The sequence below is a fragment of the Streptomyces sp. NPDC048479 genome, from assembly GCF_040651435.1.
Taxonomy (GTDB): Bacteria; Actinomycetota; Actinomycetes; order Streptomycetales; family Streptomycetaceae; genus Streptomyces.
Genome location: NZ_JBEZKA010000001.1, coordinates 238,215 through 257,096, shown reverse-complemented (window position 1 = coordinate 257,096; position 18,882 = coordinate 238,215). Strand labels below are relative to the sequence as shown.

At 66.4% G+C, this 18,882-nt stretch carries 20 protein-coding genes and 1 pseudogene; 12 read left to right on the top strand and 9 right to left on the bottom strand.

The window, feature by feature from the left end:
• Nucleotides 1–30: 30 nt before the first annotated feature.
• Together AB0D12_RS01180 and AB0D12_RS01175 are read right to left on the bottom strand one after the other, a co-directional pair.
• On the bottom strand, nt 31–642 hold the full coding sequence (locus AB0D12_RS01180) for a hypothetical protein (protein ID WP_362675691.1): 612 nt from the start codon (nt 640–642) through the stop codon (nt 31–33).
• Nucleotides 643–1,030: 388 nt separating this feature from the next.
• Nucleotides 1,031–1,267 (bottom strand): chaplin, encoded by a 237-nt coding sequence (locus tag AB0D12_RS01175; protein WP_362675688.1) that lies wholly within the window; start codon nt 1,265–1,267, stop codon nt 1,031–1,033.
• Between the two features lie 146 nt (nt 1,268–1,413).
• Between AB0D12_RS01175 and AB0D12_RS01170 the strand changes: the two are divergent.
• Nucleotides 1,414–1,530, top strand: a pseudogene (locus tag AB0D12_RS01170) (IS630 family transposase); the annotation flags it as partial.
• Between the two features lie 19 nt (nt 1,531–1,549).
• Here the strand turns inward: AB0D12_RS01170 and AB0D12_RS01165 are convergent.
• From AB0D12_RS01165 to AB0D12_RS01150, 4 genes are all read right to left on the bottom strand, one after another.
• Nucleotides 1,550–2,011 carry a GNAT family N-acetyltransferase gene (locus AB0D12_RS01165; protein ID WP_362675685.1) on the bottom strand — a complete coding sequence of 154 codons (462 nt, stop codon included), beginning with the start codon at nt 2,009–2,011 and terminating at the stop codon, nt 1,550–1,552.
• Nucleotides 2,012–2,093: 82 nt separating this feature from the next.
• Nucleotides 2,094–2,405, bottom strand: coding sequence for a hypothetical protein (locus AB0D12_RS01160; RefSeq protein WP_362675682.1), 312 nt, complete (start codon nt 2,403–2,405; stop codon nt 2,094–2,096).
• A complete protein-coding gene (locus AB0D12_RS01155; protein WP_362675679.1) occupies nt 2,402–2,980 on the bottom strand; it encodes a hypothetical protein in 579 nt (192 codons plus the stop codon). Before AB0D12_RS01155 ends, AB0D12_RS01160 begins: the two co-directional genes overlap by 4 nt.
• Nucleotides 2,981–3,489: 509 nt before the next feature.
• Nucleotides 3,490–4,299, bottom strand: a complete 810-nt coding sequence (locus AB0D12_RS01150; protein WP_362675676.1) for a serine protease — start codon at nt 4,297–4,299, stop codon at nt 3,490–3,492.
• 297 nt (nt 4,300–4,596) lie between these two features.
• Between AB0D12_RS01150 and AB0D12_RS01145 the strand changes: the two genes are divergently transcribed.
• Nucleotides 4,597–4,851, top strand: coding sequence for a Scr1 family TA system antitoxin-like transcriptional regulator (locus tag AB0D12_RS01145; protein WP_362676361.1), 255 nt, complete (start codon nt 4,597–4,599; stop codon nt 4,849–4,851).
• 34 nt (nt 4,852–4,885) lie between these two features.
• Nucleotides 4,886–6,265: a mobilization protein gene (locus AB0D12_RS01140; RefSeq protein ID WP_362675674.1), complete on the top strand. Its 1,380-nt coding sequence runs from the start codon at nt 4,886–4,888 to the stop codon at nt 6,263–6,265.
• Nucleotides 6,266–6,277: 12 nt separating this feature from the next.
• Here AB0D12_RS01140 and AB0D12_RS01135 read toward each other — a convergent pair whose 3' ends face one another.
• Together AB0D12_RS01135 and AB0D12_RS01130 are read right to left on the bottom strand one after the other, a co-directional pair.
• Nucleotides 6,278–7,096 carry a class I SAM-dependent methyltransferase gene (locus AB0D12_RS01135; RefSeq protein WP_362675671.1) on the bottom strand — a complete coding sequence of 273 codons (819 nt, stop codon included), beginning with the start codon at nt 7,094–7,096 and terminating at the stop codon, nt 6,278–6,280.
• Nucleotides 7,093–8,421: an XRE family transcriptional regulator gene (locus AB0D12_RS01130; protein WP_362675668.1), complete on the bottom strand. Its 1,329-nt coding sequence runs from the start codon at nt 8,419–8,421 to the stop codon at nt 7,093–7,095. The genes AB0D12_RS01135 and AB0D12_RS01130 overlap by 4 nt, the downstream gene beginning before the upstream one ends.
• Before the next feature lie 104 nt (nt 8,422–8,525).
• Between AB0D12_RS01130 and AB0D12_RS01125 the strand changes: the two genes are divergently transcribed.
• The 8 genes from AB0D12_RS01125 (at nt 8,526) to fxsT (ending at nt 16,147) form a co-directional block, all read left to right on the top strand.
• Nucleotides 8,526–8,987, top strand: coding sequence for an ATP-binding protein (locus AB0D12_RS01125; protein WP_362675665.1), 462 nt, complete (start codon nt 8,526–8,528; stop codon nt 8,985–8,987).
• A gap of 113 nt (nt 8,988–9,100) precedes the next feature.
• Nucleotides 9,101–9,457, top strand: a complete 357-nt coding sequence (locus AB0D12_RS01120; protein ID WP_362675662.1) for a hypothetical protein — start codon at nt 9,101–9,103, stop codon at nt 9,455–9,457.
• 29 nt (nt 9,458–9,486) lie between these two features.
• Nucleotides 9,487–10,602, top strand: a complete 1,116-nt coding sequence (locus tag AB0D12_RS01115; RefSeq protein ID WP_362675659.1) for a hypothetical protein — start codon at nt 9,487–9,489, stop codon at nt 10,600–10,602.
• A complete protein-coding gene (locus tag AB0D12_RS01110) occupies nt 10,599–10,958 on the top strand; it encodes an ASCH domain-containing protein (protein WP_362675656.1) in 360 nt (119 codons plus the stop codon). The genes AB0D12_RS01115 and AB0D12_RS01110 overlap by 4 nt, the downstream gene beginning before the upstream one ends.
• Nucleotides 10,959–10,999: 41 nt before the next feature.
• Complete coding sequence (locus AB0D12_RS01105; protein ID WP_362675653.1) at nt 11,000–11,500, top strand: NUDIX domain-containing protein; 501 nt, start codon at nt 11,000–11,002, stop codon at nt 11,498–11,500.
• A 580-nt stretch (nt 11,501–12,080) separates the two neighbouring features.
• Nucleotides 12,081–13,184: a hypothetical protein gene (locus tag AB0D12_RS01100; RefSeq protein WP_362675650.1), complete on the top strand. Its 1,104-nt coding sequence runs from the start codon at nt 12,081–12,083 to the stop codon at nt 13,182–13,184.
• Between the two features lie 165 nt (nt 13,185–13,349).
• Nucleotides 13,350–13,769 carry a hypothetical protein gene (locus tag AB0D12_RS01095; RefSeq protein ID WP_362675647.1) on the top strand — a complete coding sequence of 140 codons (420 nt, stop codon included), beginning with the start codon at nt 13,350–13,352 and terminating at the stop codon, nt 13,767–13,769.
• Nucleotides 13,766–16,147, top strand: a complete 2,382-nt coding sequence (gene fxsT, locus AB0D12_RS01090) for an FxSxx-COOH system tetratricopeptide repeat protein (protein ID WP_362675644.1) — start codon at nt 13,766–13,768, stop codon at nt 16,145–16,147. The genes AB0D12_RS01095 and fxsT overlap by 4 nt, the downstream gene beginning before the upstream one ends.
• A 628-nt stretch (nt 16,148–16,775) precedes the next feature.
• Here fxsT and glnA read toward each other — a convergent pair.
• On the bottom strand, nt 16,776–18,185 hold the full coding sequence (gene glnA, locus AB0D12_RS01085) for a type I glutamate--ammonia ligase (RefSeq protein WP_362675641.1): 1,410 nt from the start codon (nt 18,183–18,185) through the stop codon (nt 16,776–16,778).
• A gap of 209 nt (nt 18,186–18,394) precedes the next feature.
• On the opposite strand from glnA, the gene AB0D12_RS01080 reads away from it, so the two are divergent.
• The gene (locus AB0D12_RS01080) at nt 18,395–18,862 is read left to right on the top strand and encodes an RDD family protein (RefSeq protein ID WP_327323133.1); all 468 of its coding nucleotides are present in this window, start codon (nt 18,395–18,397) and stop codon (nt 18,860–18,862) included.
• Nucleotides 18,863–18,882: the final 20 nt, after the last annotated feature.

Below are 18,882 nucleotides of genomic sequence, written 5' to 3'. Positions count from 1 at the left end.
GAGGTCCGCATGCTGCGTTGCGCTACGCCATCAGGGCGAGCAATACGCGATGGCCTGAATCCTCTTGGTGCTGCGGGTTGGGTTGTCGCCGACGACTTGCCAGCTGTCGTCGGGGGTGGCGGTCGTGGTCCGCCAGGAGATACCCGGCACAACCCCGGCGTTGGGGGTGTACCAACCGCCGGAGACCGCCTCCTGGCCGGACGGACATTGGGCTGTGCTCTGGGTGGAACCACCCGCAGGCACGCTGACGAGTGGTCCCCAGTATGCAGTGGTGCCGCCGGCGCCAGCGGGACCTGCGGGGCCGGTCGGCCCCAGCCCGCCCGTCGGACCCGTCGGCCCGCCCGGCGTACCCGGCACACCCTGCGCGCCCGTCGGACCCGTCGGACCCGTCGGGCCCGTCGCTCCCCTCTTGCAGTTGTCGTTGCCGCCGAGTTGCGACACGTCCGTGCACGCATCGACTACGCCGCTCGGACCGCTCGATGCGCTCACGCGCTCGCCCAGGCTCTGAGCCGCGGCCGCGACAGGACTGATCACCCCGGCCGCCACGACCAGCGCAAGCGAGGCGATGGTGCTGCCGGCCAACCACTTGTCTCGAGGCGGCAGTGGCCCCAGCACGGCCCCTGTCCTGTTGTCAGGACTCATGTATTTGCTCCTTGTTTCAATCGTTTTGTCCGAACCCAAGGGTGAGCTTGGCCCGTACGCGGCCGATCGATCGTCACGCACGACCGGAACGCGCCGACTTTCGATAACTCGGAGCAATCGACATATTCATGATGAGCCGATTTTCGTCCGCTGCCAGGCGGTTGGGGGCGCGCGGCCTATCAGCACCGTTCCGAGCCGCTCCGCGTAGGCAGAAGCCCGTAAATTGCGTGTACTTGAGCCCGGTCACGCACCGGGGCCGTCGAAGTGCGCGAGCCTCGGCGACGGAGATTGCTCGGGTAACTCTGGTACGCCGCGCGGTGTTTCGGTTCGGACGCGGTGGTGTGGTGCCGCGAGGAGCATTGCGCGGCACCACAGGCGGGGCAGCTTGTCAGCCGTTGACGCAGGTGTTGCCGGATGCCTCGTTCAGCAGCGCGATGATGTCGATGGTGTTGCCGCAGAGGTTGATCGGGACGTGGACCGGAGCCTGGATCACGTTGCCCGAGACGATGCCCGGGGAGCCTGCGGCGACGCCCTTGGCCCCGCTGTCGGCGACTGCGGCACCGGCGCCGCCCAGGAGCGCGCAGGCAACCAGGCCGGCTGCGGCAACCATTGATCGGACTTTCATGCTGATCTCCTATCGGTTGAGGTCGTGCCAACTCATCCGATAACACTTGCCTTGTGTGACCGAGTCGTTCACTCCTTGGTGGGCGAGTCGGTGAACGAGCAGGGCCGGGGCCTGAACGGGTCCACCTGCACCGCTACCCGGGCCGGCGCAGCGCCAATGCCCGCCACCCCGATGTCCTCGCCGCCCAGCGCCGGGAACGCGCCCGCATCCGCAGCGCAAAGGGCATCCGCCGGGGCGGACGCCCCCTGTCGGTGGCCGCGTGACCAATCACCTTGGTGAGTCCTACTCCTGGGGCTGCCAGGCGTAGCGAATGTCCGGCTCATGTTCCTCATTGCGCAGTCCGTCAGTGCGCTCAACTGCGATGAAGCCGTGTCGCTCGTAGAACCGTTGCGCTGGTTCGTTGACCTGGAACGTCCACAACCTCAGTCCATCGGGCCGCTGCTGCTTCGCCAACTCCACGAACCGGTCGCCCACACCCCGGCCGCGCCACGACGGATCGAGGTAAAGCTGTTCCAGTTCTCCGCCATCGAGTACCAGGAGCCCGACCACGGCGCCCTCGGCGACGACTACCCAGGTCTCGTACTGAGGCACGACCACGTAGGAGAACCAGTCCCGCACCTCATCGTTGCTGTGCGCGCGGCGCACGGTCGGCAGCGCAGCGGTGAAGGAACGCAGCCACACGTCGGCTATGTCGGCCGCATCGGAGTCGTCCGCACGCCGAAAGACAAGCTCAGCACTGTTCACAGCGCGCGACTATCGCAGATGAGTGGTCCTGACGCATCCGGATTCGAGATCGCGGCCCATCCACGAAGGTTTCTCCGCTCAGTCATCCATACGTGTCGCTGAGCACCCAGCATGCCCAGGTGACGACGGTCACCGGCACGACGATGGCCACCGAGCCGAGAACAATTCCGGCCCGCGCGCGGTTGCGGGCAACCCCCTCCTCCCCCTGCATGTCGCGCAGAGCCCCCACGCCGGAGACGACCGCACAGATCCCGACAGGCACGATCAGGTAAACGGGGAAGAGCCGGATCCACCAGGAGACGGCGGACGGCAGCCAAGGGCATCCGAACATGGCCACGGCGCCGACGCCCAGGAGCAGCGAGCAGGTGCCGGCGCGCCCCTGCGGGGCCGTCACTTGGGGCTCCACTCGGACTCCGGCCACTCGTACTCGTCGAAGCCGTCCGGGAGCTTCCCGCACGGGGCGAAAATGCTGACGGCGAGCGTTCCGGTGGGCTGGTACCAGTCCACATCGACCTTTTCGTCGGTGTCTGGGCGCTCGAACCTGAAGCCCAGGTCGGAGACGTTCTCGCTGGAGAGCTTCCAGCCCTCCTGCTCCAGCCGTCGGCGTACGCGCTCCTGACCGGTGCGGGCGGTGTTCCTCGGGACGTCCGTCACACGCCATTCGAGTCCGAAGCTGCGCACGTCGCTGCGGCCTTCGTCTATGTGCGCGATGGACCGCAGCCCGCGGTAGTAGCAGGTGCCCGTTTTCACGCGGGAGCTCACGTCGGGCGGCCCGGGCAGGGCCACCTCGTCGTACACCCGCCGGGCTTCCTGCTTGAGCCGAGTGGCGACCTGGTCAGGGTCGCTCGCCGGATATGGCTCCCCGTTCCACACGCGGTAGCAGGTCACGGCCACGGTCACGGTCATGGCCACGACGAGCAGGACGCCGATGAGCCACAGAATCGAACGAACGGGGTGCTTCTTCAGCATCCGTCGGCCCCCACGCCGGCCGTAGTGGCGGCCACGCGAGGGACGCGCCACATCGAAGCGGGACGGAAGGTGCAGGTGGCAGGCTGAACGGAACTCATAGTGCGGAGATTAGAGGGCCGGGGACGCGCGGCGCGTGGGGGTGGCTACTCAGATCCAGGTGAGTAGCCAAGCAGCTCCGGCAGTCGAACATGGGGTTCAGCGGGCCGACACGATGGCTTGCCGCACCGACCGATTGCCCCGCCCTCAGACGCCAGCGACCGCGCGGTGAGGTCGAGGCGGTGCAGGCCGAGGTTGGCCCAGGCAACCTGGTCCGTGGCCGTCGGCCGTACTCCTCCGAAGGGGAAGAGATGGAGCGGGTGGCAGCCGCGTGACAGCGGTGAGGGCTGCTACCGGGAAATTGGGGGTAGCAGCCCTCGCTGCTGTTGCTGACAGCGCATCAGGATTTGGCGTGGCGATGCACACTCAATCCAACGCGATGGTGCTCAACTGATCGACACTACTGACCGGCGTCAGCCGCCCAGCCCGTCAGCGGCCTGCTTGATGTCCGCCGCGAAGGTGCTCACCTCGGTGTAGACACCGGGCTTGCCCGGGCGCGCGCAGCCCTCGCCCCAGCTGACGATGCCGACCTGGATCCAGGCACCCGCGTCGTCCTTGCGGAACATGGGGCCGCCGGAGTCGCCCTGGCAGGTGTCGACGCCGCCGGTGTCCAGGACCCCGGCGCAGAGCTCTTCGCCGGGGGTCAGCTGGTCGCCGTACGCCGTCTGGCAGGTGGCATCGTCGATGAACGGGACCTTGGCCTTGAGCAGATAGCGCTGCTGGGCGCCGCCTTCCTTGTCCGCGCCCCAGCCGGCGATGTCGAAATCGCCAGTGTTGAACTTGTCGTCTCCGGCGATCGGCAGGGTCGGCAGATCGATCGGCTTCTCGAGCTTGATCAGTGCCCAGTCCTTGCCCTTGCCGTTGTAGCCGGGCGCCTGGAGGACCTCGGTGGACTTCGCGCTGATGGCGTTGGAGTCCTCCAGGTCGACGACGCCCGCCGTCGCGGTGATGCCGGTGTTCGGGCCGCTGCCGTCGACGCAGTGAGCGGCGGTGAGAACGATGTTCTTGGCGTACAGCGCGCCGCCACAGCCCATGGACAGGCGGACCATGAACGGGAATTCACCCTGATCGGCCTTGGTCCCGCCGACGACCGTGGTGCCTACCTCACCGCGTGGGGTCGGTGCGGAGGCGGCGTTGGCCGAGCCGGGCTGGAGGCTGAAGGCGGCGAGGGCGACGGCACCGATCGCGGTGGTCGTCCTGAGGTGCTTCAGGTAGCTCTTCAACGGACTTCCTCTCGTGGGGGGTACGCCCAATGACGGGCCCGTGCCAACCCCGGAATCGGAAGTCACCACCGAAGGAAGTGCGTTGAAAAACGGCAGCACGCCGCAAGGCGTCCGAACCCAGTGGGGGATGAGTCCGCAAAGCGCCCTGCGATTATGTGGAACAAGTGACCGGGGCGACAAGGGTGCGCAATCCCTCAACTCCCTCTAGTGCTGTGGCCTGTTGGGGACATACCGGCCGATTCAGCCGCCGGCTCGGGGTGATGGGCCTGACGAGTAGAGGCGGGAAATCTTTCTGACCTGCATGTCTGCGGCTGGCATCAAGGCCTCGCCGCAGGCGCGTTCAATGCGTACCGGATCGGCCGGCGCCGGGTCGTGTTCCGGGAGTCGTTGACCGGTTCGACGATCACTGATCGGCCCGAGGAAGTCACGGCGCACGTCCATGCCTGCGAGCATCTTCGTGCGCGCGCTGCTTCTCCGGCGGCGTCACTTGATCTGATCGACTCGGCGAGGAGCGCCCTGTGTCTGGAACTTCGGAACAGCTGGTCTGGGTGAAGTCGACCTATACGGACGCCGGCGCCTGCGTCGAATGGGCACGGCCCGCAAGTGGCGTACTGCGTGCCGGTGGATCGCAGTACGGCACGCCGACGACCACATCCACATCCTCGCGACCACCGTCCGCGCCGACGGCCGCCGCCCCCGTACGAACCGGGACGGCTGGCGAGCACAGCGGGAATGCCGAAAGATCGAGGCCGAGTTCGGGCTGCGCCGCCTGAAGTCCGGCGACCTCACTGCCCCGCGCACCCCCACAGGCGCCGAGCGGGCCAAGGCCGAGCGCCAAGGCCGGGAGGAGCCCGCGCGGGAGTGGCTGCGCGAGCAGGCGTACGCGGTCGCCGCCGCAGTACGCAGCATCGACGAGTACTTCACCGTGCTGCGTTCCCTCGGCATCCAGGTCAAGCCGCGCATCGGCCCGGAAACCGGCGAGGTGACCGGGTACAGCCTGGCCGCCCCTGGCGACACCACCGGAGGCCAGCCCGTCCGGTACGGCGGCTCAAGCCTCGCCCCCGACCTGTCCTACAACCGCCTGTGCGAGCGTCTCCCCACCCAGGATCTGGTCGACCGCCCCCAGCAGATGACGGATCCGGCCGAACCGTGGCACCGCGCCGAAACCGCTATCCGCCACACCCACGCCGCCCTCGCCTCGGGCGACGAAGCCATGGCCCAGGGCCACCTGGATGCGTTCGGCGACGCACTCCACAACCTGGTCCTCGCCACCCACGGCCCGCACCAGGCCGAACTACGAGCCGCAGCAAGGGCGTTCAACCGCGCCCGACGCTCGGCTGTCCGAGCCGACCACCAGGCCGCCAGCGCTCTGCGCCAAGCCGCCAAGGAACTCTCCTACGCCACACGCGATCCTGGCGGCTTCGCCGTCGCCGTGATCTTCGTCGCCCTCCACCTGGCGCGTGCCGCCGCCAATTGGCACGAGCAACGCGGCCACGAGCAGCAGGCGGCAGCGGCCGAGGAAGCCTTCCGCCACCTGCAGGCGGGTTACCAGCAGGCCGGCGAGCCGGTACTGGCGGATCTCACCCGACGCGCCCCACGCACCGCCACCGTCCGCCGCTTCGAGCAAGACCTGCGCGCAGCCCTCCCCGACCACGCCGACCGCATCCTCGCCGACCGCATCCTCGCCGACCCCGCCTGGCCAGCCCTGACCACAACCCTCGCCCGCGCCGAGACCGCCGGCCACAACCCCCGGCGCCTCTTGGCCGAAGTCGCCGCCCAGCGAGAACTCGACACAGCCGGACAGCCCGCCGAAGTCCTCAACTGGCGCATCACCGTCCAGCCGAACAAGCGAGCACAGGCAGCACGCAGTCGAAGCACCCGGACACCCACGCCCGTCACACCCGCACCGCAGCTCACACCTATGACGGTGAGCGAACGGCCACCGGAACACAGCCGACGCCGATAGCGAAGTTGGCCCTCAGCGACGGCAGACGAGGATGCCGCCCAGGCACGTGACCTCGAAGGCCCCGGACTGGGCGATGTGATCGACGAGAATCGCACGGGCCCGCTCGATCGTGGCCTCGAACGGCACGTCGTGCTGGTCCGCCCAGGCCTGGTAAGACGCCATGTGCGCGATGACCGGCTCGGGATCCTGGACCGAGATGGTGCCGGGCAGTTCGATTGTCTCCACGCGACCGAACTGCTCCCCCAAGAAGGCTCCGGCCTTCTCCAGGGAGAAGCGGGCACTGAGCGAGATGCGGGCCGGGCCCCGTCCGGTGCCGAGGACGTCGCCTGCGGCCCGCTGCCACAGGTCGTCGAGTTCGGCCTTGTCCCGGTCGCTGTTCGTGGAGGCGATCACCAGCCCGTCACGGGCGACAATGCGGGACAGCTCCCGCACTGCCCGGGGGATGTCGGGGACGTGGTAGAGCATGTGCAGCGCCAGGGCGGCGTCGACACTCGCCGTGGCCAACGGCAGGCGAGTGGCATCCGCCACGGCGACGGGGCCGGGCACGCCGGTGAGGATACCGGGAGCGATGTCCAGGCCGAGCAGAACCAGATCGGGCCGCTCGTCCCGAAGCCGCTGGATGAACTTGCCATTGCCGCAGCCGACATCGACCACTCGCCCACGTACACCGCTCAACTGCTCGGCAACGATGCCGGGCAGGTCGTAACGGGGCATCTGCCACTGGTAGAGCGACTGACGGGCGGCCAGATCCCGGTCACTGCTGTAGGCGCTCCCGGCGAGGCGGCTCCGGTCGGTGACAGCGGCGTCGTGCGCGGCGGACAGTTCGGTCACGTCGGCAGCTCCGGAGGATGGGGGGCGGGTGAGGCCGCGAGAACGGCCGTGTGCTGGAGTCGTTCGCGTAGGTGTGCGGCCTGCGCGGCTCCACCGTACTGCGGCCCGCTCAGCTCCCGGCCCAGAGCGGTGAGCCGGCGCACGATGCTGGCCGACATGCGCTCGGGCGGGGATTCGAGGACGAAACCGAGCATCGCCTCGGTACCGTCCAGGTCGCCCAGGAGCAGATGACCACGGGCGAGATCGACATGGGCGGCGAACAGGTCACCCACCGACTGGTCGTCGTCCTCGGCACTGCGGTAGAGCCGGATCGCGGTGTCCGCGCTCACGATGGCCCGCCGGACGTGCTCCCGCCCGCCCACGGCCAGGTAGCTCGTCCCGGCGTACGCGAACTGCTTGGCGGCCGGGAAGGCGAAGAGGCCCGGCACCTCGTCGTGGCCAGGCATCGCTTCACGAGAGCGTTGGGCGTCCGCCAGCGCGGCCACTGCACCCGCTCGATCTCCGGCTATGGCCAGTGCCCGTGCCTCCAGGCTCGCCAGCCGGGCTCCAATGGTGCCGCTAGCCCGGTGGTGACGGCCCGCCTGCGCCAGCCGCGCCGCCTGCTCGTACTGCCCGGTCCAGTAGGCGATCAGGGACTGCACCGCACGTACCCAGGCCAGCATCCCCTCGTGCCCGGCCGCCTCGGCGCAGGCCCGGGCAGTACGGGCATGCGTGGCTGCGGAGTCGTAGTCGCCCAGGTCGAGGCAGACGTGTGCGGACAGCCCGCACAACCGTGAAGCCGCGACGTACAAGTCGGTGGTCTGCCGGGGGCGCTGACGCCCGCGTAGCAACTCGAACGCCCCGTCCCGCAACCGCTTGATCTCGACATGCAGTTCCAGCAGCGGGTGGCTGACATAGACACGGGCGAGACGGGCGACGTCGGCCTCCAACTGCTCGACGACGAACTCGTCGGCGTTGCGCTGCGCGATGAACCGGGCGAAGTCGGCTGACATCGCAGCGTCCGCCAAGACTGCGCCCACACCCGAGCGCGAAGGCGCCACAGGCGGCGCCGTCGAGGCCCCTGTGGCGCTGTCTCCGCCCAGGCGGCTCTTGCTGACCGCGACAGCACGGTCGAGCACTGCGACGTCGACGCCGAACACCTGCGCCAGGTGTTTGCGGGTGTACGGGACCGGGATACGCGCCTCACGCTCGTAACGCCCGATCTCCTTACCGGTCTTGGCGGCACGCCCCTCCAGGGCGTTGTACTCGTCGGCCACCCGCTGCTGCGTCCAACCACGGTCGGTGCGCAGCCGAACGAGCAGCCCGCCGATCCCCGTGTCGCCCATCCGCTCTCCCTCGAGCACGCGAGTTCTGGCCCCCATAGTGGCCCCTGGTATGGCCCCCACGCTGGCTCCCGACCCAAACGAGCTACAGCGGTTGGCTGTTGGCCATGCCCAGCACACTGCCCGACGAGCCGGACACCCTCGCACCGGTCCAAGCCCTCGACCGCGCCGTCGAGCACGAAGCGATGCTCTTCGACCGACGCCGAACCACCCCAAGCGCCGCCCGCTCCTTCGTCGCCGAGACCCTTACCCAATGGGGCCGGACCGAACGCCTCGACGACATCCGGCTGTGCGCGTCCGAGCTGGCCACCAACGCCGTCCTACACGGAGCCCCTGCGGGCGGTCAGGTTCTCGTACGCGTCGAAATGCACGCCACCGTGCTGCGCATCGAAGTGCACGACGGCGGCAACGGCAGACCCGAAAAACGGGAGACGCGGGACACCGCCGACGACGGCCGCGGCCTTCTGCTCGTGTCCGCAGTCGCCGACCACTGGGGCGTGGAGGAACGTCAGGGTCCCGGCAAGTGCGTCTGGGCCGCCTTCCACCAAAGCGCGGTGCCCACATGCTGATGCCCGCGAGTGCCAAGTCCTTGACCCCAACGGCTGGGTTGATCACCTCTCTCGCCACCACCACATGGGTGGACACCACTCCAAGGGGCGCCACGCTGTGCTGCCTCCTACTCGTGCCTCAGCCACCCCGCGGTACGTACGAGACGACGGGCGTCATCGAGCAGCGCATGCGCGCCGTCGCCGACGCTCTGCGCCTCGGTCCCGCCACCGCGCCTCCGCCGGACATCGGGCCACGCCTGCGTCAAATCACTCCGACCGAGGTGGCCTTGCGTTTTGACGGCACCCCTTACCGCAAACGCATCCCCTCAGGCCGTCCCTGGACTCTGCTGCTCGGTCAGGGAACACCAGTGGCCCTCGTCCTGGGCCTGGACCCGCTCTCCCGCAGCGCCACACCAGCAGCGATCGACGCCTACCTGGACCGCGCCACTCTGCGCCGGCGCCTGCTCTTCGGCCACACCCAACCCGAATGAATCCCAACCCACCCCCAGGGGGACATCCCGTGACGACCTACCCCGTCTCGCCGAACACCGTCCTCGCCAACGCCCTCCACCACACCGAGGACGTACTGACCCCGCGCATCCTGGCCACCCCGCCGGAGCGAATCGTCCTGGTCGTCGGAACACAGATCAACGGCGCCCCGCACATCGGCACCTCCCTCGTACAGTCCCTGGCCTTCGCCATGGCCGCCCGCCTGCGCGACCGCTTCGGCATCCCCACCGAGGTCCTCTTTAGCGCCCTCGACAACGCCCCCTACGAGCTGACCACCGACCCGGTCAGCGGTCACCGTTACCAGCGCGCCTACGCTCAAGCCCTCGGCCGCGAAGCGCTGACCGATCTCGTCACCGCCCTCTACCAACCCCTGTTCACCGCGCTGTCCCGGCGCCTGGGCATCCCGCACCGGGTCGAGACCTACAGCCAGCAGCAGGCCGGCGAACGCTTCCGCCGCACCTGGCTGCGGCTCCTACCCCGCCTTGACGCCGCCCGCTGGTGGCTCGCCCCCTCCACCGGCACCCCACACCTGCGCGTCCCCTGCCCGAATCCCGGCTGCGGCTGGGCCGAGAAACACGCTGAACGTACCCACGTCCACCTCACCGACCGCGAGACCGCGCACGTCGCCGCCGTATGCCTCCACCACGGCCCCTACCAGGCGACCATCACCCCAACCAGAGGTGCCTACCTCGACCTGGCCACCCTGTACCGCAACACGGTCAAGGAACTCGCTCTGTCCAACCCCCACGGCACACTCCACGTCATGATCAAGGGCGGCGACTGGGTCTTCGGGTCCCACCTGCTCGACGAAGCCCTCCAGGCCGTCGGCCTCACCCGCACCCAACTCCCCGCCCGCCTGTTCTGCCCACAGGTCGTCACCGACACCGGCGCCAAGCTGTCCAAATCGCTGATCCGCGAGGGCCGTGCGCCGTTACCAGAAGGCGCAGCTGCCTGGATGCTCGACACCCGTCGGTGGCCCGGCACCATCGCGGAGTATGTAGAGCAACTGCTGGCCATGACCGATACCTTGCTGTCCGACCCCCGGCACTTCTTCCGCGCGTACTCGGCCGCCGAGATCGGCCGCATGATGACCGCACCAGTCACCAGGAGCGTTCCCGCCCTATGACCGACACCACCGCCCGCGTCCGCGAGCTCAACCTTTACCGCCAGTACTTCGGCCTCGTTGCCGCGGGCACCAAGACCATCGAGGTGCGGGTGAAGTACCCGCACCTCGCCAACATTGCCGCCGGCGACACCATCCGTTTCCGTATCAAGGGCACCGATGAGACCTGCGACGTGAAGGTCAAACGGGTCACGGAGTACGCCGATTTCGAGGCCCTACTCGACGGCGAGGGACCGGCCAACGTCAATCCGACCGCCACTCGCGAACAGCAGCTCAACAACATCCGAGCCATCTACCCGCCCGAGAAGGAAGCCCTTGGCGCTCTGGCCATCGAAATCGAACGTACCGCTGATCATTAGGCCGAAGCTGTCCACTAATGGGTCGAGGAAGGAACGTAACCGTGGCTCAGCCTCAGTCCGACGACCAGCCCAAAGCCCTGCCGCCCGCCCTCGAATCCATGACCCTTCTGGTCGCCGCCGTCGTCGTCCACGACAAGGCCACCAACCGGATCGTCCTCCTCCAGCGCAGCCAGGACGCCAAGTTCGCCCAGGGCATGTGGGACCTCTCCGTCGGCAAGAGCGAGCCCGGCGAGCCCGTCACCGAGACCGCGGTCCGCGAGCTGCACGAGGAGACCGGCCTGACCGTGAAGCCAGAGGCGCTGAAGGTTGCCCACATCATCCACGGCGCCTGGGGCGTGGAAGCTCCCAACGGCTTCCTCACCGTCGTCTTCACCGCCCACGAATGGACAGGCGAACCCGAAAACCGCGAACCTCGCAAGCACGCGCAGGTCTGCTGGGTCGATGCCGACGCTATTCCCGCGGAGTTCGTGGACACCACCGCTGGCGCCCTCCACCGCTACCTCGCGGGTGGTCCGGAAGTCTCCCTAGACGGCTGGTGTTAGGAACACCGATGCCCCTCATGAACCGAAACCGTAGCCGACGCCCCACGAGTGAAGCGCACCGAGACCCCCAAGGCTCCGAAGCAGTAGCCTTTCTTCATGCTGCTCCACCACTTCACCAAGGCATGGCAGGAGATTGAAGCGGCCTGAGTGATCGAGGCGAGGTGGCCCGAGGCGCTGGACGGCCCGTTCACAACCAGGTTCGTGCACCTGGTTGTAAAGCGACTCCGTGGATAGCCTCCCGGAAGCGATACGCCGGGATGTGAGAGAGCGGATCACCGTCGAGATTCCCGACGCTGAAGAGGTGCCTTGGCTGCCGTGGCTGAGGCAGAACTATCCCCAAGCCGAGTGGAGCTTGGGGGACAAGCGTCGGACTCTGGCTGGAACGGTCGTGAGAGACGGCGACGCCTCACAGTGGTATGTCACCGCGCGCTATCCCAGCCGTGCAGTGGCTCACAACAGTCGACCTCAACAGCGGATCCACAGTGTGGACGCCTGCTTCTCATGGCCGATGAGGGTTCACCCGCACGTGAATTAGCGGGCAGCCTAACCTGATCAACGAGTAGCACCAAGGGGACATCGGATGAGCGCGAGCGCCAGCCTCAAGCACGACATAGCCACTCAGCTCCTCGAAAGTGACCTCATGTTCTCTCGTGGCTTCCTCGGGAGCGTGCTTGCGGACCAGGGAAACTCGGTCATTCCGGTCTTCTGCATGAACAATTACCTCTCGCTCTTCATCCACGAGTCGCATAGGACCCTAAAGGTCATCGACCCGCAGCGTGCGGCGCTCTTGGCGTACAGCCACGAGGCCGTGATTGAGAAGGCGCGGCACAGCGTCAAGCTGTTCGACGGATCCAAGGTTGGCCACGCGGGCGTCCTCGGTGACTTCACAGCGATCATCGCCGCCGGTCGAGAGAGGTTCCTCAACAACACCTGGTTTCCACCGGCCCGGGTGTTGGAGACCGACCTTGGCGAGTGGCGCTACCGAGGTCGGCTGGTGACGACAACCCAGGTGGCCAGCTTCTTCATGGGCATCCCCACTATTGCTACGTCCGACATCCCTGTCGTCGGCCGAACTCTCATGGCCGTGGCTGAGGCCCAAGCTCGCTTTGTGGACCTGGTAACCGAGTCACTACCGTGGCACGGGTCGTCGTTCATGACCGCCATGAGCTTCGGAGAGCTCAAGAGCAGGGACCGGCGGTCTGGGCGATACTTCAAGCGCCTCTTCGATCCGGCCCTATCGGATGAGCTAACGGCTTCGCTGTCGGCCTTTCAATGCTCGCTCAACTTCCTCGACGTGATGTTGTCGGCTGACCAGACCGCTGCTTCGGCCGAGACCATGCTCAAACTCAGGTTCATCACGCTCTACCACGTGCTCTCAAGTCTCACTGAGCTTAAGGCCGAGTACGGCAGCAAGCTGAGCAGTGCGTCCCTCGGCCTCCTGGACGCCATCCTGAGTCATCAGTCGAGCGTCACCATCATGCACGCGGATGGGCGGGGCTTCCGTAACACGCTCGTTCACTACACTCCCGAGGAGCGGGTCGTACCCCGGCTGTCTTTGAGCTTGCCGTACTACGGGCTGATCGAGGAGTACTACCCGGCACACGACTTCACCACGCTGAGCCAGGAACTCGGCGAGCACACGACGCGTGTGGCAATGCTTCTCGATGAGTGGGCGCAAAACTAGGCGCACCCGTGTAGATGTCAGCCTGCTCAGGAGACGGGGCTCGATGTCTGCCCCCTCGGAACCGACGACTGCGGTTTTACCGGATCGCCTCCATCGCTCCTGGTGTCGGCTCTACGCTGCGTCATGCTGGTGATCGCTGAGACGCAAGCAGGGGGGAATCATAAAATGAGCACGGAGATCGTGCAGTTGGTGGACCAGGCCACCCCGTACCTGACAGCTGCACTCGGAGCCTATGGCGGTGCGGTGCTAACTCGCGCGGAGGATGCGGCTGTCGACGCCACTGCCAATCTGGGTCGCCGGCTCCTCCAGTTGGTCTGGTCCCGTCGCAACGAGGACGGGCAGGCAGCGCTGGACCGCGCGGTGCAGGATGCGGCCGAAGACGCCGAGGACGCGGACGCCACGACCGCGCTGTTGTACCAACTCAAGCGAGCCTTGCGTGACGACGAGGACTTGCGTTGCGAGTTGGCCGCACTTATGCCCGAGTCATCTGGGACGGTGACGATCACCGCGTCAGGGAACCGGGCTATCGCCGCGCACAGCATCGGCACTGCCGTCACCGGTGACCACACTCGGATCGGGGAGTGACGACCGAAAGGCCCCCCGAGGGAACCCATATCCAAGCTGTGGGTCCTCGGTCGATTGCCGCTGGCATCATCGGTACTGCGGTCACCGGTGATGTTGTTCTGCCGGCCGAGGCGCTCAACGCAGCTCGGGACATCGAAGCGCCTCCCGGGACCAGCAACTTGCCCCCACGGGGCCTCTGCTTGGGGCGCGAGGACGAGCTCACCTGGCTACGAAACACGCTTACGGTCAGCAACGGAACCGCAATCACACAGGTTTCGGCGGTACATGGCCTGGGCGGAGTTGGTAAGAGCACTCTGGCACTGGCCTACGCTCACCGTCATCGATCTGACTACGCGCTCACGTGGTGGGTTACCGCAGACTCCTCCGCTCGCATCGAACAGTCCCTCGCTGGCCTCGCTCTGCGTCTATTCCCATCGTGGGCGGGCAGGGCGTCCGAGCACGAGCGGTTCCAATGGACAATGAACTGGCTACAGTGGCACGCTGGCTGGCTCTTGATCTTCGACAACGTCGAAAACCCCCGCGACCTCGCGCTCTACACGGGGGCCCTCAACCGTGGGCAACATCTAGCAACCAGCCGCCGCATCACCGGATGGCCCCGCACTACGCCCACCCGCGCCTTGGGCACTCTGTCTGCCAATGAGGCCGGGGAATTGCTATGCGTATATGCGCTGGATGGCGCCGCACCAACAGTCCACCAGCGCCAAGAGAGCCTAGCTCTCGCCTCCGAACTCGGTTACCTGCCTTTGGCCTTGGAACAGGCCGGTGCCTACCTAAACCAGAACCCCACCGTCAGCATTGACGCCTACCGTAAACGCCTGGCCACGAAGCTAGACAAAGCTGCCGACGGCATCGACGCCGAGCGCACCATCGCACGCGTCTGGAGCCACACCCTGGAGGCCCTCAACTCAAGTAATCCACTTGCCGTCAGACTTCTGTACATCCTGGCGTGGCTCGCGCCCGACAACATCCCCGTTCGCCTCATCGAGATCATCGAAGACGACTCCGACGAGATCGCCGAAGCTCTTGGCGCCCTGCGGGCTTACAGCATGATCAGCTTCTCGCCAGATCGGACTAGCGTCAGCATCCATCGCCTCGTGCAAGTCGCACTCCGAAGCAACACAGCTTCAGGCTTGGCCACAGCAGGCCGACGAGAAGCCGAAGAGGTAATTCTCCGCACCCTTCCAGTCCCCTCGCAGTCCGACGTGGAACTTCCACCGGAATGGGATCTACTAACCCCTCATCTGATAGCCCTCGCTGCCAGTGCGCCACGCAGCCAACAGAACGAGTCGATCGTTACGGCCTACACGTTCGCCGCTGAACAGCTCTATTCGCAAGGACATAAGGCGAGCGCCATCCCGCTACGGGAAGCTATCTTCAATTACTTCAAATCGTCTGCGGGAGATTCCGATACCGACACCATACTGGCCCAATCAAACCTCGCCGCCTCATACGAGTCGGCAGGCGACATGGCTCGCGCCGTATCCATGTACGAAGAGTCGCTCAGGCAGTGCGAGGAGGTTTTCGGACTGCAGCATCGAAAAACTCTGATAACTCGCGGGAACTTGGCTGGCGCCTACGAGTCGGCAGGGTATGCAACCCGAGCCATCTCCCTATACAAGAAAGTGCTCAAGCAGAGCATTCGAGTGTTCGGCGAGGACGACCCCGAGACCCTAACTATGCAAAACAATCTTGCCTACGCCTATCGAGTTACCGGCAACCTGAAGCGCGCCATACCACTATACAAGGCCACCCTTTCCCAACGCACGAGAACGCTTGGAAGTGATCATCCAAGCACGCTGAACAGCCTCAACAATCTCGCCACGGCATACCAAGCAGCAGGGGATCTACAGCAAGCTACTCCGTTGCTGGAGAGTGTTCTCGCCCAGCACGAGCGAGTACTCGGCAAAAATCACCCCCAGACCATGACCGTCCGCAATAATCTGGGAATTGCCTACTCTGAAGCGAAAGAACTGAAGCACGCAACCGCTATTCTTGAGCCCACGCTCGCTCAACGTGAGCAATTCCTAGGAAACACTCACCCTGACACCCTGCAAAGCAGAAACAACCTGGCCACTGCATACCTAATGTCTGGCGACTTGAAGCACGGCTTGCCCATGCTGGAAACGGTTCATGCACAGTACGAGAGAATCCTCGGGGAAACCCACCCCCTGACGATTAACACCCGACACAACCTCGCCAGCGGCTATCAGGCTGCAGGGCGGGCGCATCGCGCTGTAACCCTCCTTGAGACAACGCTTGCCCAGTCAGTAGATGTCTTCGGCCGTGATCACCCAGACACCATGGCGGCCCGCTACAGCCTCGCGTACGCACGTCGCCAACGAGACGCCGAACTACGGCAGCGTCCGTCAAGCAGCTGACTCTATGAAGGAGCGCCCCTCCAGAGGTCGCCTTGCAGCGGGTGCGCGACCCTGCGCTGCCGGATCATGTCGCCCTCGGCAGACAGGAACGCCGAGGGCGAGCACCGAATGTCACTCACGTACAAGCACCACCCGACGCCACAGCGAAAGCACCCGTTGCACCATTCCGCGCGGTCGCTGAACGACATGCACTCCAGCACCCCGGTCATCCGGGATCATGCTCGTGGGGATCGCGTGGGGCCACACGGACTGTCGGCCCAGTCCGCACCCAGTCCGCGAGACACCCGCTCAAGACCGTCGCACCCCATCGCCACCAATCACCAAAAGGCCAGGTCAGCGCCCCACGGGGAAGATCCCCGCAGGTCGCCGACCTGGCTCACTACTAGGAGACGAAGAAGGCCGCCGCCGCATACAGAGTCTGGACAAGCAGCGAGGGCCGTTACCCCGACTATGGGGTAACGGCCCTCGCTGTCGTTTCTGACATCAAGTCAGAGAATTGGCCAGGCGGTGCACACTCGGTGCACAAGGGGGTGGAAAGCAAGGGGTGACAGTGAGAACTGCTGAGAAGAGTTTTCGCAGGTCACAGCCTTTTTGCAGGGCCTCCACCCAGGTCGCCCGACTCCGCTTCTTAGATGTCGTAGTACAGCTCGAACTCGTGCGGGTGCGGCCGCAGCTGAATCGGCGCGATCTCGTTCGTGCGCTTGTAGTCGATCCACGTCTCGATCAGGTCCGACGTGAAGACCCCACCGGCCTGCAGGTACTCGTGGTCCGCCTCCAGCGCCTCGAGCACCGCCGGGAGCGAGGTCGGGACCTGCGGGACGCCCGCGTGCTCGTCCGGGGCCAGCTCGTAGAGGTCCTTGTCGATCGGCTCCGCCGGCTCGATCTTGTTCTTCACGCCGTCGAGGCCCGCGAGCAGCAGGGCCGAGAACGCCAGGTACGGGTTCGACGACGGGTCCGGGGCGCGGAACTCGACGCGCTTGGCCTTCGGGTTCGAGCCCGTGATCGGGATACGCATCGCCGCCGAGCGGTTGCGCTGCGAGTAGACCAGGTTGACCGGGGCCTCGAAGCCGGGGACCAGGCGGTGGTACGAGTTCACCGTCGGGTTCGTGAACGCCAGCAGCGACGGCGCGTGCTTCAGGATGCCGCCGATGTAGTAGCGGGCGGTGTCCGACAGGCCCGCGTAACCCTGCTCGTCGTAGAACAGCGGGACGCCGCCCTGCCACAGGGACTGGTGGACGTGCATGCCCGAGCCGTTGTCGCCGAAGATCGGCTTCGGCATGAAGGTCGCGGTCTTGCCATTGCGCCACGCGACGTTCTTCACGATGTACTTGAAGAGCATCAGGTCGTCGGCCGCGGCGAGCAGCGTGTTGAACTTGTAGTTGATCTCGGCCTGGCCGGCGGTGCCCACCTCGTGGTGCTGGCGCTCGACCTGGAGGCCGGACGCCTCCAGCTCCAGGGAGATCTCGGCGCGCAGGTCGGCGAAGTGGTCGACCGGCGGCGCCGGGAAGTAGCCGCCCTTGTAGCGGACCTTGTAGCCGCGGTTGTCCTCGACCGCACCGGTGTTCCAGGCGCCTGCCTCGGAGTCGATGTGGTAGAAGGCCTCGTTCGCCTTGGTCTCGAAGCGGACGTTGTCGAAGACGTAGAACTCGGCCTCGGGGCCGAAGTACGCGGTGTCCGCGATGCCGGTGGAGGCGAGGTACGCCTCGGCCTTCTTGGCGATGTTGCGCGGGTCGCGGCTGTACTGCTCGCCCGTGATCGGGTCGTGGATGAAGAAGTTGATGTTGACCGTCTTGTCGCGCCGGAAGGGGTCGACACGGGCGGTCGACAGGTCCGCGCGGAGCGCCATGTCGGATTCGTGGATGGCCTGGAAGCCGCGGATCGACGAGCCGTCGAAGGCCAGCTCCTCGGCCGGGTCGAACGCCTTTGCCGGGATGGTGAAGTGCTGCATCACACCAGGCAGGTCGCAGAACCGGACATCGACGAACTTTACGTCTTCGTCGGCGATGAACTTCTTCGCGTCGTCGGCGTTCTGGAACATCCAACTCCTCCTACTCCCGACCCGGGAGGGGCGGGGTTGTAGCTCGGTCGTGCGGCCAGTGCGGTGGCACACGCTGGACCCGACCATAGGTAGACGGGATTTCTCAAGCATGACCCATTTGTTTCGCCGAAGTTAACCGGACCGGGGTCGGCCGTCGCGTCAAGGCCCCGACCGCAGGTGGGTGAAACCGGGCGCAGTACCGTGTACGGGTGGACAACAGGCAAGCAATCGGATCGTGGCTCTCCGGGCCCCGCGCGGCGGCTGAGGACATGGGCGCCGACTTCGGTCACCGGGGCGAGCGGCTCGGCCTGCCGGAGGCGGGCCCCGGCTCCATCGCCCCCCTCGGGAGGCGGTTCGGCGCCGTCTTCATCGACTGGGGGCTCTGCCTCCTGATCGCATACGGGCTGTTCGCCAACGGTGACCGACAGGCCGTCGGAAACTGGGGGCTCGGCATCTTCCTCGTACTCAGCGTGCTGACCGTCGGCACCGTCGGCTTCACCCCCGGCAAGCGGATCCTCGGTCTGCGCGTTGTCGCCGAAGGCGGCGGGCGGCTGGGGATCGTGCGGGTTCTCGTACGGAGCCTGCTGCTCTGCATCGCGATCCCGGCGCTCATCTGGGACCGCGACGGGCGGGGGCTGCACGACCGCCTCGCCCGCGCCGTACAGGTGCGGATCTAGAGGCAGAAGCGAGTAAGAAA

Excerpts from the sequence above, each read along its gene's own strand:
- AB0D12_RS01180 (WP_362675691.1), bottom strand. The coding sequence starts at position 642 with ATGAGTCCTGACAACAGGACAGGGGCCGTGCTGGGGCCACTGCCGCCT.
- AB0D12_RS01175 (WP_362675688.1), bottom strand. The coding sequence starts at position 1,267 with ATGAAAGTCCGATCAATGGTTGCCGCAGCCGGCCTGGTTGCCTGCGCG.
- AB0D12_RS01155 (WP_362675679.1), bottom strand. The coding sequence starts at position 2,980 with ATGCTGAAGAAGCACCCCGTTCGTTCGATTCTGTGGCTCATCGGCGTC.
- AB0D12_RS01140 (WP_362675674.1), top strand. The coding sequence starts at position 4,886 with ATGGGCACGGCCCGCAAGTGGCGTACTGCGTGCCGGTGGATCGCAGTA.
- AB0D12_RS01130 (WP_362675668.1), bottom strand. The coding sequence starts at position 8,421 with ATGGGCGACACGGGGATCGGCGGGCTGCTCGTTCGGCTGCGCACCGAC.
- AB0D12_RS01125 (WP_362675665.1), top strand. The coding sequence starts at position 8,526 with ATGCCCAGCACACTGCCCGACGAGCCGGACACCCTCGCACCGGTCCAA.
- AB0D12_RS01110 (WP_362675656.1), top strand. The coding sequence starts at position 10,599 with ATGACCGACACCACCGCCCGCGTCCGCGAGCTCAACCTTTACCGCCAG.
- AB0D12_RS01100 (WP_362675650.1), top strand. The coding sequence starts at position 12,081 with ATGAGCGCGAGCGCCAGCCTCAAGCACGACATAGCCACTCAGCTCCTC.
- AB0D12_RS01095 (WP_362675647.1), top strand. The coding sequence starts at position 13,350 with ATGAGCACGGAGATCGTGCAGTTGGTGGACCAGGCCACCCCGTACCTG.
- glnA (WP_362675641.1), bottom strand. The coding sequence starts at position 18,185 with ATGTTCCAGAACGCCGACGACGCGAAGAAGTTCATCGCCGACGAAGAC.